At 71.5% G+C, this 12,079-nt stretch carries 12 protein-coding genes and 1 riboswitch; of the genes, 8 read left to right on the forward strand and 4 right to left on the reverse strand.

What is annotated here, in order from left to right:
* Positions 1-34 precede the first annotated feature (34 nt).
* Positions 35-1,276: an NAD(P)/FAD-dependent oxidoreductase gene (locus ACIBCU_RS01715; protein ID WP_399228504.1), complete on the reverse strand. Its 1,242-nt coding sequence runs from the start codon at positions 1,274-1,276 to the stop codon at positions 35-37.
* A 146-nt stretch (positions 1,277-1,422) separates the two neighbouring features.
* Positions 1,423-1,535, forward strand: a riboswitch (TPP riboswitch).
* On the opposite strand from ACIBCU_RS01715, the gene thiO reads away from it, so the two are divergent.
* From thiO to ACIBCU_RS01740, 5 genes are all read left to right on the forward strand, one after another.
* Positions 1,533-2,747 (forward strand): glycine oxidase ThiO, encoded by a 1,215-nt coding sequence (gene thiO, locus ACIBCU_RS01720; protein WP_399228506.1) that lies wholly within the window; start codon positions 1,533-1,535, stop codon positions 2,745-2,747. It overlaps the preceding riboswitch by 3 nt.
* Complete coding sequence (gene thiS / locus ACIBCU_RS01725; RefSeq protein WP_399228508.1) at positions 2,744-3,046, forward strand: sulfur carrier protein ThiS; 303 nt, start codon at positions 2,744-2,746, stop codon at positions 3,044-3,046. The genes thiO and thiS overlap by 4 nt, the downstream gene beginning before the upstream one ends.
* 2 nt (positions 3,047-3,048) lie before the next feature.
* A complete protein-coding gene (locus tag ACIBCU_RS01730) occupies positions 3,049-3,843 on the forward strand; it encodes a thiazole synthase (RefSeq protein WP_362930490.1) in 795 nt (264 codons plus the stop codon).
* Between the two features lie 128 nt (positions 3,844-3,971).
* Positions 3,972-5,894 carry a Stk1 family PASTA domain-containing Ser/Thr kinase gene (gene pknB, locus ACIBCU_RS01735; RefSeq protein WP_399228511.1) on the forward strand — a complete coding sequence of 641 codons (1,923 nt, stop codon included), beginning with the start codon at positions 3,972-3,974 and terminating at the stop codon, positions 5,892-5,894.
* 21 nt (positions 5,895-5,915) lie between these two features.
* Entirely contained in the window at positions 5,916-6,779 is an 864-nt protein-coding gene (locus tag ACIBCU_RS01740; RefSeq protein ID WP_399228513.1) for a deoxyribonuclease IV, read from the forward strand.
* 33 nt (positions 6,780-6,812) lie between these two features.
* On the opposite strand, the gene ACIBCU_RS01745 is transcribed toward ACIBCU_RS01740, so the two are convergent.
* Complete coding sequence (locus ACIBCU_RS01745; RefSeq protein ID WP_399228515.1) at positions 6,813-7,445, reverse strand: sulfite oxidase-like oxidoreductase; 633 nt, start codon at positions 7,443-7,445, stop codon at positions 6,813-6,815.
* A gap of 155 nt (positions 7,446-7,600) precedes the next feature.
* On the opposite strand from ACIBCU_RS01745, the gene bfr reads away from it, so the two are divergent.
* On the forward strand, positions 7,601-8,080 hold the full coding sequence (gene bfr / locus ACIBCU_RS01750; RefSeq protein WP_356707303.1) for a bacterioferritin: 480 nt from the start codon (positions 7,601-7,603) through the stop codon (positions 8,078-8,080).
* 42 nt (positions 8,081-8,122) lie between these two features.
* Here bfr and ACIBCU_RS01755 read toward each other — a convergent pair whose 3' ends face one another.
* Together ACIBCU_RS01755 and ACIBCU_RS01760 are read right to left on the reverse strand one after the other, a co-directional pair.
* Positions 8,123-8,392, reverse strand: a complete 270-nt coding sequence (locus ACIBCU_RS01755; protein WP_399228518.1) for a bacterioferritin-associated ferredoxin — start codon at positions 8,390-8,392, stop codon at positions 8,123-8,125.
* 159 nt (positions 8,393-8,551) lie between these two features.
* Positions 8,552-9,898 (reverse strand): class II 3-deoxy-7-phosphoheptulonate synthase, encoded by a 1,347-nt coding sequence (locus ACIBCU_RS01760; protein ID WP_187355852.1) that lies wholly within the window; start codon positions 9,896-9,898, stop codon positions 8,552-8,554.
* 104 nt (positions 9,899-10,002) lie between these two features.
* On the opposite strand from ACIBCU_RS01760, the gene ACIBCU_RS01765 reads away from it, so the two are divergent.
* Both ACIBCU_RS01765 and ACIBCU_RS01770 read left to right on the forward strand, forming a co-directional pair.
* Complete coding sequence (locus ACIBCU_RS01765; RefSeq protein WP_079159714.1) at positions 10,003-10,059, forward strand: trp operon leader peptide; 57 nt, start codon at positions 10,003-10,005, stop codon at positions 10,057-10,059.
* A gap of 95 nt (positions 10,060-10,154) precedes the next feature.
* Positions 10,155-12,065: an anthranilate synthase family protein gene (locus ACIBCU_RS01770; RefSeq protein ID WP_399228520.1), complete on the forward strand. Its 1,911-nt coding sequence runs from the start codon at positions 10,155-10,157 to the stop codon at positions 12,063-12,065.
* The last annotated feature ends 14 nt before the right edge of the window (positions 12,066-12,079 follow it).

Raw genomic sequence — 12,079 nt, forward strand, 5'->3', positions numbered from 1 at the left:
AGTCGGTAGCCGGGCCCGGCGTACGAGGCCGTGCCTACCCCTGGAGCACCGTCGATTTCAGCGGGACGGAGGAGTCGGCGGCCCGCTCCGGGTCGATCCGCGCCCCCGCCTCGACGAGTTTGCGCCCCTGCGCCAGGTCGCGGGGCCTGCTGACGGCCAGCACGGCGACCAGGACCCCCTGGCGCAGCCAGCAGACCGTCCAGGACGGGTCACCCGGGTCGCCCCGCCACAGCAGCGTGTCGGCACCCGCGTGATGGCCGGCGTACTGCACGAAGCGGCCGAACTGCTCGGACCAGAAGTAGGGCACCGGGTCGTACGTCCTGACCGCACCGTCCGCGAGGGCGGCGGCGACCGTCCGCGGCCCCTGGAGCGCGTTGTCCCAGTGGTGGACCAGCAGCCGCTCCCCGTAGCGGGCGGACGGGAAGGAGGCGCAGTCGCCCACGGCGTAGACATCGGGCAGCGACGTGCGGAGCGCGCTGTCCGCGGTGACCGAGCCGTCGGGGCCGAGTGCGATGCCCGAGCCCGCGAGCCACGCGGTGGCGGGCCTGGCACCGATGCCGACGACCACCGCCCCGGCGGGGATCACCCGGCCGTCCGCGAGGTGGACGGCGCCCTGTTCGACGCGTGCGACCCGGGCGCCGGTGAGGAGTTCGGCTCCGCTCTCGGCGTACCAGGCGGCCATCGGCTCGGCGACCTCGGCGGGCATCGTGCCCGCGAGGGGACGGCCGGCGGCCTCCACGACGGTGACCGCGCACCCGGCCGCGCGGGCCGCCGTGGCGAACTCGGCGCCGATCCAGCCCGCGCCGACGACGACCACGTCGTGCTGCCGCTCCAGGACGGGCCGCAGCCGTGCCGCGTCGTCGAGGGTGCGCAGCAGATGGACGCCCGGCACGCCCTCGGAACCGGGCAGTGCGACGGGTTCCGCTCCGGTGGCGAGGATCAGGACGTCGTAGGCGACAGGCCCCTCCGGAGTGTCCAGTTCGTGCGCCCCGGCACGCAGTCCGGCCACGTCGAGACCCAGGCGCAGAGTGATGTCCAGGGCCTCGAAGTCGACGTCGAAGGCGGAGTCCTCCGCCTTGCCGAGCAGGACCGCCTTGGACAGGGGCGGCCTGTCGTACGGCTGGTGGGGTTCGGCCCCGATCAGGGTGACCGGGCCGGTGAAGCCCTGTTCGCGCAGGGCCACGGCCGTCTGCACTCCGGCCATGCCGGCGCCCACGATCACGACTCCGCTCGGCCGCTCTCCCGCTGCCGGGTCCTGTGTTGTCTGCTCGCTCACCTGTCCACCCTAGGGCCTCCCGTCCGGATCACGCCGGGCTCGTGGGACCTGGCCGGCGACCGGCGGGAGGACGGTCCGCCGGCCGAACGGGCCACGGGTGCCGGTCCCTTACCGGCTGCGAGGGGTGGGGTCTAGGCTGGCCACCGTAAGGCACTCGCGGGAGTCCGGGCGTACCGGGCTGAGAGGGAGGCTGGCCGGCCTCCGACCGTACGAACCTGATCCGGGTCATGCCGGCGAAGGGAGGGGCTGGACGCCCATGCGTATCTCCGCAGACAGTTCCGACGTCCTGGTCGTCGGAGGCGGCATCATCGGGCTGGTGACCGCCTGGCGGTCGGCCCAGCACGGCCTGCGCACCACGCTGGCCGATCCCGCGCCGGGCGGCGGCGCCGCCCAGGTCGCGGCCGGGATGCTCGCCGCCGTCACCGAACTCCACTACGGCGAGCAGACGCTGCTCGGTCTCAACGTGGCTTCCGCCGCACGCTATCCGGCGTTCGTGGCCGAGCTGGAGGAGGCGAGCGGGCAGGAGACCGGCTTCCGCGCCTGCGGCACCCTGTCCGTCGCGCTGGACTCGGACGACCGGGCGCATCTGCGGGAGCTGCACGCTCTGCAGCAGCGTTCCGGTCTGGAGTCCGAGTGGCTGAGCGGCCGCGAGTGCCGCCGTCTGGAACCGATGCTCGCCCCCGGCGTGCGCGGCGGGCTGCGCGTCGTCGGCGACCACCAGGTGGATCCCAGGCGGCTGGCCTCGGCCCTGGTCACCGCGTGCGAGCGGGCGGGAGTGGTCTTCCGCCGTGCCTGGGCCCAGCGGCTCTCCGTCACGGGCGGCAGCGCGACGGGAGCGGTCCTGGCGGACGGCACCGAGCTCGCGGCCGGCCAGGTGGTACTCGCCGGCGGCAGCCTCAGCGGCCGGCTCCAGGGCGTTCCCGAGGCGGTCCTGCCGCCGGTACGCCCGGTCAAGGGCCAGGTGCTGCGGCTGACCGTGCCTCCGGCCTACGCCCCCTTCCTCAGCCGGACGGTGCGGGCGGTCGTGCGCGGCAGCCAGGTCTATCTGGTCCCCCGTGCCAACGGTGAGCTGGTGGTCGGCGCGACCACGGAGGAGATGGGCTGGGACACGACGGTCACCGCGGGCGGGGTGTACGAGCTGCTGCGGGACGCCCATGAGCTGATGCCCGGCATCACGGAGCTCCCGCTGACCGAGACCCGGGCCGGTCTGCGGCCCGCCTCGCCGGACAACGCGCCGCTGCTGGGGCCCACGGCACTGCCCGGACTGCACCTCGCCACCGGGCACCACCGCAACGGGGTGCTGCTGACCCCTGTCACCGGCGATGTGATGGCCCATGTGCTGACCACCGGCGAGCTGCCCGAGCTGGGCCGCCCCTTCGCGCCGCGCCGCTTCGCCGCCGTCTCCCCGGAGAGCTCACCGGCCTCCTCCCCCGAAGAAACCGCCCCCGCGCCGCAGGAGCAGCCCGTATGACACAGCCCGCGCCCGCCGCCGTCCCGGGTTCCGAGCCCGAGGCCGGTTCCGTGCCCGCTTCCGAGTCCGTGCCCGTGTCCGAGTCCGTTTCCGAGTCCGTTTCCGTGTCCGTCAACGGGGAAGGCCGCACCGTGCCCGCCGGCACCGCGCTGGACACGTTGGTCGCGGCGCTGACCACAGCGCCCTCCGGGGTCGCCGCCGCGGTGAACGAGGCCGTCGTCCCCCGCGGCCAGTGGTCCGCCACCACGCTCGCCGACGGCGACCGCGTCGAGGTCCTCACCGCGGTCCAGGGAGGCTGACCATGTCCGACGATCTCTTCACGCTCGGTTCCACCGCGTTCTCGTCCCGGCTGATCATGGGGACGGGCGGGGCGCCCAGCCTCGACGTACTGGAGCGCTCCCTGATCGCTTCGGGCACCGAGCTGACCACCGTGGCGATGCGCCGGCTCGACCCGACCGTGCAGGGCTCGGTGCTCTCCGTCCTGGAACGCCTCTCCGTCCAGGTCCTGCCGAACACCGCGGGCTGTTTCACCGCGGGCGAGGCCGTGCTGACCGCCAGGCTGGCCAGGGAGGCGCTGGGCACCGACTGGATCAAGCTGGAGGTCGTGGCCGACGAGCGGACCCTCCTGCCCGACCCGATCGAGCTGCTGGACGCCGCCGAGATCCTGGTCGACGACGGCTTCACGGTCCTGCCGTACACCAACGACGACCCGGTTCTGGCCCGCAAGCTCCAGGACGTGGGGTGCGCGGCGATCATGCCGCTCGGCTCCCCCATCGGTTCCGGGCTCGGCATCCGCAACCCCCACAACTTCCAGCTGATCGTCGAGCAGGCCGCGGTCCCGGTGATCCTGGACGCCGGCGCCGGGACGGCCTCGGACGCGGCGCTGGCGATGGAACTCGGCTGTGCCGCTGTGATGCTCGCCTCGGCGGTGACCCGGGCGCAGGAGCCCGAGCTGATGGCGGCGGCGATGCGCCACGCGGTGGACGGCGGACGGCTGGCGTACCGGGCGGGACGCATCCCGCGCCGCCATTTCGCGGAGGCGTCCTCGCCGGCGGAGGGCCGCGCGGTGCTGGATCCGGAGCGCCCGGCCTTCTGAGGGCCGTGCACCGGCGGGGGTCTCCCCGTCACAGCACGCGCATGCCCCTGTCACGGCTCGGCACCGGAACGGTCCCCGGGATGCCTGGCCCACTCCGTGGTGTCCGTGGCAGCTCGTAGACTCGCCCCGTGGACACGACCCTCCAGGACCCCCTCGTCGGGCAGCTGCTCGACGGCCGCTACCGCATCGATGCGCGCATCGCCGTCGGCGGTATGGCCACGGTCTACCGGGCCGTGGACACCAGGCTCGACCGGGTGCTCGCCCTCAAGGTGATGCACCCGGCGCTGGCGACCGACGCGGCGTTCGTCGAACGCTTCATCCGCGAGGCCAAGTCCGTCGCCCGGCTCGCCCACCCCAATGTGGTGGCCGTCTTCGACCAGGGCGCCCAGGGCGCGTATGTGTACCTGGCGATGGAGTACGTCGCCGGGTGCACCCTGCGCGACGTCCTGCGCGAGCGGGGGGCACTGCAGCCCCGGGCGGCGCTGGACATCCTCGAACCGGTGCTGGCCGCCCTCGGCGCCGCGCACCGGGCGGGCTTCGTCCACCGCGACATGAAGCCGGAGAACGTCCTGATCGGGGACGACGGCCGGGTGAAGGTCGCCGACTTCGGTCTCGTACGCGCTGTGGGAACCGCCACGGACACCACCGGCTCGCTCCTGGGCACGGTCTCGTACCTCGCTCCGGAGCAGATCGAGCAGGGCACGGCCGACACCCGGTCCGACGTGTACGCCTGCGGTGTGGTGCTCTACGAGATGCTGACCGGCGGCAAGCCCCATGGCGGTGACACCGCCGCCCAGGTCATCTACCAGCATCTGAACGAGGACGTCCCGGCGCCGTCCGGCGCCGTTCCGGACCTGGCCGCCGGGCTGGACGAGCTGGTGGCCGCCGCGACGGCGCGCAACCCCGACGTCCGTCCGTCCGACGCGGTGGCCCTGCTCGCGCAGTCCCGTGAGATACGGGCGGCTCTCACCGAGGAGCAGCTCGACGCGATGCCTCCGCAGGCCATCACGGAGGGGCACGACGGCGCCGAGGACCGTACGAGCGTGATCCCCAGGGTGATCCCGGCCGGCCAGGGCACCGCGCACCACACCAGCCGGCTGGAGATGCCCCCGTCCTCGCCCCGGGAGCCCGGGCGGGGTCGACGCGGACCCTTCGCCGGCCGCGGCCGGCGCGGGACGCTCGCCGTGCTCGTCGCCGTCCTCCTGGTGCTGGGGGCAGGCGTGGGCGTCTGGTACATCAACTCGGGGCAGTTCACCCGGGTCCCGTCCCTCCTGGGCCAGACCCAGAGCGCTGCCGAGAAGCGGCTCGCGGAGGAGGGGCTGGACCTGAGGGGTGTCGAGCGCTCCTACAGCGACACGGTGAAGCGCGGCACGGTGATCAGCAGCGATCCGGGCTCCGGCGAGCGCATCCGGGGCAACGACGCGGTGAAGCTGGTGATCTCGCGCGGCCCGGAGATCGTGAAGGTCCCCGATGTCGAGGCGCTCGCCCTCGCCGAGGCACGGCGTGAGCTGAAGAAGGCGGGGCTCGCACCCGGAATGGTGACCCGGGAGTTCAGCGAGGAGATCGACCGGGGCAAGGTCATCCGTACGGATCCGCGGGTCGGCACCGAGCGCCATCCCGACTCGGCGGTCGCCCTGGTCGTCAGCAAGGGCAGCCCGGTCGACGTGCCCGACGTCTCCGGCCTCTCCGTCGAGGACGCCACGGCCGCGCTGGACGAGGCGGGTCTCAAGGCGGAGGTGCTGAGCGACCGGGTCAACTCACCCGAGGCCGCGGGCGAGATCGCCCGGCAGTCGCCCGGAAGCGGCGCGGAGGCCGCCGCGGGCGACACGGTGGAGCTGACGGTCTCCAAGGGCCCGCGCATGCTCCAGGTCCCCGATGTCACGGGGAAGGACGTCGACGATGCCCGGAGCACACTGGAGGACGCGGGCTTCGAGGTCAAGGTCGACCGCCCGTTCCTCTCCTTCGGTGACACGGTCGGCAGCCAGTCGGTCGAGGGCGGCGAGAAGGCCGCGGAAGGCTCCACGATCACCATCAGGACCAAGGCCCTGTAGACCCACGAGGACTGGCAGCACATGCGCAACCCCATCGGCGGTCACGTCCCCGTGGCCGGCGGACTCGCCAAGGTCGGCCTCGGCTACGCGCGGGAGCTGGCGGCGGAGACCGTGCAGGTCTTCGTCGCCAATCCGCGCGGCTGGGCGACACCGCCGGGGAACCCGGCACAGGACGAGCTGTTCCGCTCGGAGTGCGCCGCCGGGCAGATCCCCGCGTACGTCCATGCCCCGTACCTGATCAACTTCGGCTCGCACACCGAGGCCACGGTCGAGCGGTCGGTCCTGTCGCTGCGCCACTCGCTGCGGCGGGCGAGAGAGATCGGCGCCCTGGGCGTGGTGGTGCACACCGGCTCGGCGACCGGCGGACGCCCGCGCGAGGTGGCACTCGCCCAGGTACGTACGCACATGCTTCCGCTGCTGGACGAGCTGACCCATGACGACGACCCGTTCCTGCTGCTGGAGTCGACCGCGGGGCAGGGCTCCTCGCTCTGCTCGCGGACCTGGGACTTCGGCCCGTACTTCGAGGCCCTGGATTCCCACCCCAGGCTGGGTGTCTGCCTGGACACCTGCCACATCTACGCGGCGGGCCACGACCTGACCGGCCCGGCCGGCATGCGGCAGACCCTGGATCTGCTGGTGGACACGGTCGGCGAGGGCCGGCTGAAGCTGATCCACGCCAATGACTCCAAGGACGTGGTGGGCGCCCACAAGGACCGGCACGAGAACATCGGTGCGGGCCATATCGGTGCCGGGCCGTTCCGCGAGCTGTTCTCGCACCCGGCGACCGAGGGCGTGCCGCTGATCATCGAGACGCCCGGCGGCAAGGAAGGCCATGCGGCGGACGTGACGCGGCTGAAGGACCTCCGGAGCTCCGCCACCAGGTGAGAGCCACGCGTCTCCCATGGGAGACGCGGGACCTCAGAGCTCGGGGCCGTCCCCGGGCTCCTCCTGGTAGGAGTAGCGCTGCTCGCTCCACGGGTCGCCGATGTTGTGGTACCCGCGCTCCTCCCAGAACCCACGGCGGTCGGCCGACATGTATTCGATGCCCCGGACCCATTTGGGCCCCTTCCAGGCATACAGATGCGGCACGACGAGGCGCAGCGGAAATCCGTGTTCGGCAGTGAGCAGTTCGCCGTCCTTGTGGGTGGCGAACAGCGTCCGGTCGGACGTGAAGTCGGCGATCCGGAGGTTCGAGCTGAATCCGTATTCGGCCCAGACCATCACATGGGTGACGTGGGGCGCCGGAGGTGCAAGTTCCACCACCTCGCGGGCCAGGATTCCGCCCCATTCGGCGCCGAGCATGCTGAATTTCGTCACGCAGTGGAGGTCCGCGACGACGGAGGAGAAGGGAAGTGCCGTGAATTCCTGGTGATTCCAGCAGTGCTTGTCACCGTCGGCCGTGGCCCCGAAGACCCTGAACTCCCAGCGGTCCGGTTTGAACTTGGGCACGGGCCCGTAATGGGTGACCGGCCAGCCGCGCTGCAGCCGTTGCCCCGGTGGAAGCCCGGACTGTTCTGCTGTGCCGCGTTCCCGGCTTTCCGGCTGACCCATGCCTCCATGGTGACAGACAGGCAGGGGTGGTCATGACCAGGGGAGAGTCGATTCGGGCAACTCATACTAAGCATGCACTTACTGGACGGCCGCATGGTGCGATGCGAGGATGCGCGCAAACGTGCCCAGTTCACCGGTTGGAAGGAGCCTCTGCGATGCAGGGCGACCCCGAGGTCCTCGAGTTCCTGAACGAACAGCTGACCGCCGAATTGACTGCCATCAATCAGTACTTCCTGCACGCGAAGATGCAGGACAACTTCGGCTGGACGAAGCTCGCCAAGTACACGCGGGCCGAATCGTTCGACGAGATGAAGCACGCGGAGATCCTCACCGACCGGATCCTGTTCCTGGACGGCCTGCCCAACTATCAGCGGCTCTTCCATGTGCGGGTCGGCCAGACGGTCACCGAGATGTTCCAGGCCGACCGTCAGGTCGAGGTGGAGGCGATCGACCGCCTCAGGCGGGGCATCGAGGTGATGCGCGGCAAGGGCGACATCACTTCGGCGAACATCTTCGAGTCCATCCTCGAGGACGAGGAGCACCACATCGATTATCTCGACACCCAGCTGGAGCTGGTCGAGAAGCTCGGTGAACCGCTCTACATCGCCCAGCTGATCGAGCAGCCGGACAGCTGATCCACGGCTCCGGCAACGCTCCGCGCGGTCCGCGAGGAATTCTCAGGCGGCGTCGGAAAGCCTGACGTCCGGCGTGGCGCCGAGGGCGACGGGCGCACCGGCCGGGGCGCCGGTCGGCACCGTACGTCCCTCGATGAGCTCACGGCGCGGGCAGTCGCCACGGCCGAGCAGCGCCTGGATCCTGCGAACGCAACCGCCGCAGTCGGTGCCGGCCTTGCACGCGGAAGCGATCTGGCGAGGCGTGCACGCTCCGCCGTCCGCATGCTGTTTTACCTGGTCCTCCGTGATGCCGAAGCAGGAGCAGACGTACATGCGGTTCACCTCCCGACGGGTCGATCGCTGCGCCGTCCCGAATTCTCGGTGAGGCTAACCTAACCTTACCCGCGAGCTCCCGCACACAAAAGCCCCGGCAGGCCTGTGGGGCACGGATCACATCGATCCGTGCCCCACGTGCGTCACCAGGGGTGATCCCTACTGGTCGCGGTACATCTCGGCGACCAGGAAGGCCAGGTCGAGGGACTGGCTGCGGTTGAGGCGCGGGTCGCAGGCCGTCTCGTAGCGCTGGTGCAGATCGTCCACGAAGATCTCGTGGCCGCCGCCGACGCACTCGGTGACGTCGTCGCCCGTGAGCTCGACGTGGATGCCGCCGGGGTGCGTCCCGAGCTCCTTGTGCACCTCGAAGAAGCCCTTGACCTCGTCGAGGACGTCGTCGAAACGGCGCGTCTTGTGGCCGGACGCGGCCTCGAAGGTGTTGCCGTGCATCGGGTCGGTCACCCACACCACCTTGGCGCCGGACGCCGTGACCTTCTCGACCAGCTCGGGGAGCTTGTCGCGGACCTTGTCGGCGCCCATGCGGACGATGAAGGTCAGCCGGCCGGGCTCGCGCTCGGGGTCGAGGCGGTCGATGTAGCCGAGCGCCTCGTCGACGGTGGTCGTCGGGCCGAGCTTGATCCCGATGGGGTTGCGGATCTTCGAGGCGAACTCGATGTGCGCGCCGTCCATCTGGCGGGTGCGCTCACCGACCCAGACCATGTGGCCCGAGGTGTCGTACAGCTGGCCGGTGCGCGAGTCGGTGCGGGTCAGCGACGACTCGTAGTCCAGCAGCAGCGCCTCGTGCGAGGCGTAGAACTCGACCGCCTTGAACTCGGCCGGGTCCGTGCCGCACGCCTTCATGAAGTTCAGCGCGTTGTCGATCTCGCGGGCCAGGGCCTCGTAACGCTGCCCGGACGGCGAGGACTTCACGAAGTCCTGGTTCCAGGCGTGCACCTGGCGCAGGTCGGCGTAACCACCGGTGGTGAAGGCGCGCACCAGGTTCAGCGTGGAAGCGGACGCGTGGTACATCTGCTTCAGCCGCTCGGGGTCCGGGATGCGGGCGGCCTCGGTGAACTCGAAGCCGTTGACGGAGTCGCCGCGGTAGGTCGGCAGGGTCACGCCGTCGCGGGTCTCGGTCGGCTTGGAGCGCGGCTTGGAGTACTGCCCGGCGATCCGGCCGATCTTGACGACCGGCACGGAGGCCGCGTACGTCAGGACGGCGCTCATCTGGAGCAGCGTCTTCAGCTTGGCCCGGATGTGCTCGGCGGACACGGCGTCGAAGGCCTCGGCGCAGTCGCCGCCCTGCAGCAGGAACGCCTCGCCCTTGGCGACGGCTCCCAGACGGGCGCGCAGCTGGTCGCACTCGCCTGCGAAGACAAGCGGAGGATACGACTCGAGGTCCGCGAGTACGTCGCGCAGAGCCTCGGCATCGGGGTACTCGGGCTGCTGCGCCGCGGGAAGGTCTCGCCAGGTGTGGCCACCGGCGACGGAGGTATTGGCGTTCACGGTCACCTTGACAACATTACGGGGTCGGCGAGCGCGCCCCGTCCGCCCGCTCAACACATGAGACGCGCGCTCGTTTGTCCGCCGCGTCCGCTAGGGTACGTGGCATGTTCGCGCAGACAATCCAGAACTGGTGGTGGACCGCTCATCCGGCGGCCCGCTGATTCATCGCGCGTACAGACTTCGCGAAGGCCGCCCGAGGGGCGGCCTTCTCTGCGTTTCGGAGCCGGGAGCCGTTCCTCATCAGGAAGGAACGCCCATGCCCGAGCCCATGTCCCGGCCCACGTCCGGCCGTGCCGTCGACCTGCTGTCCATGCTGCTCCGTGACGACTCCCCGCCCTTCGCCCTGCTGCGCAGGCGCACGCCCGGCAGGGATCACGACGTCGTCGAGGTCCTGACCGGTGAGGTGCGGGAGGTGGAACGGCTCGCCGACATCCCGGTGGGTGAGCTGCCCTCGCTGGCCCTGGTGCCCTTCCGGCAGATCGCCGAGCGCGGTTTCGACGTACGCGACGACGGCACCCCGCTCTCCGTGCTGGTCGCCGAGAAGGCGTACGAACTGCCGCTGGCCGAGGTGCTCGCGCACCTGCCCGGCCATGACGTGCGGGTCGAGGACGGCGCCTTCGACGTCCCGGACGAGGAGTACGCCGAGATCGTCCGGCGGGTCATCGAGGATGAGATCGGGCAGGGCGAGGGCGCGAACTTCGTGATCCGGCGGACCTTCGGCGGCAAGATCCCCGGTTTCGGCCGGGCCGACGCGCTGGCGCTGTTCCGGCGGCTGCTGTCGGGCGAGCGCGGGGCGTACTGGACGTTCGTCGTCCGCACGGAGGACCGGACGCTGGTCGGCGCCAGCCCGGAGGTCCATGTGCGGATGTCCGGCGGGACCGTCGTGATGAACCCGATCAGCGGGACCTACCGCTACCCGGCCGAGGGGCCGACCGCGGAGAGCCTGCTGGCCTTCCTCGGTGACCGGAAGGAGACCGAGGAGCTCTCCATGGTCGTCGACGAGGAGCTCAAGATGATGTGCACCGTCGGCGACATGGGCGGCGTGGTGGTCGGGCCCCGGCTCAAGGAGATGGCCCATCTCGCGCACACGGAGTACGAGCTGCGCGGGCGTTCCTCACTGGATGTGCGCGAGGTCCTGAAGGAGACCATGTTCGCGGCCACGGTCACCGGCTCGCCCGTGCAGAACGCCTGCCGGGTGATCGAGCGGTACGAGCCGGGGGGCCGCGGCTACTACGCGGGCGCCCTCGCGCTGGTGAGCCGGGAGCCCGGCGGGGCGCAGACGCTGGACTCGCCGATCCTGATCCGCACCGCCGACATCTCGGCGTCCGGCCGGCTGCGGGTGCCGGTCGGGGCCACGCTCGTACGCCACTCCGACCCTGCGGGGGAGGTCGCCGAGACCCACGCGAAGGCGGCCGGTGTGCTCGCTGCGCTGGGTGTCCGGCCGGGGCGGCCCGAGACGGAGGCGGACCGTCCGCGGCTGGCGTCCGATCCGCGGGTGCAGGCGGCCCTTGACGACCGGCGCGGCGGGCTGGCCCCCTTCTGGCTGCGGATGCAGGAACGCACGCAGGACCTGTCCGGCCACGCGCTGGTGGTGGACGGCGAGGACACCTTCACCGCGATGCTCGCCCATCTGCTGCGCTCCTCGGGCCTCACGGTCTCGGTGCGCCGGTACGACGAGCCCGGGCTCGGCGAAGCCGTACGGGCGCACGAGGGGCCGGTGGTACTGGGGCCCGGGCCCGGCGACCCGGGGGACGCGGCCGACCCGAAGATGCGGCTGCTGCGCGGGCTGGCCGCCGAGCTGGTGCGGGAGCACCGCCACGGGCTGCTCGGCGTCTGCCTCGGCCATGAGCTGATCGCGGCGGAGCTGGGCCTGGAGATCGCGCGGAAGGCCGTGCCGTACCAGGGGGCGCAGACCCGGATCGATCTGTTCGGCAGGCCCGAGACGGTCGGCTTCTACAACAGCTTCACCGCGCTCTGCGACGAGGCGGCGGCCACGGAGCTGAGCGCGCACGGGATCGAGGCGAGCCGGGACACGGCCTCCGGTGAGCTGCACGCGCTGCGGGGCCGGGGCTTCGCCTCGGTGCAGTTCCACCCCGAGTCGGTGCTGACGCTGCGCGGCGCCGCGATCGTGACCGGGTTGCTGGCGGCGCTGCCCGTGCCCAGCTGAAGGGTCGGGCTCCG

It is taken from the genome of Streptomyces sp. NPDC051064, assembly GCF_044455985.1.
In the GTDB taxonomy this organism is placed as follows: Bacteria; Actinomycetota; Actinomycetes; order Streptomycetales; family Streptomycetaceae; genus Streptomyces.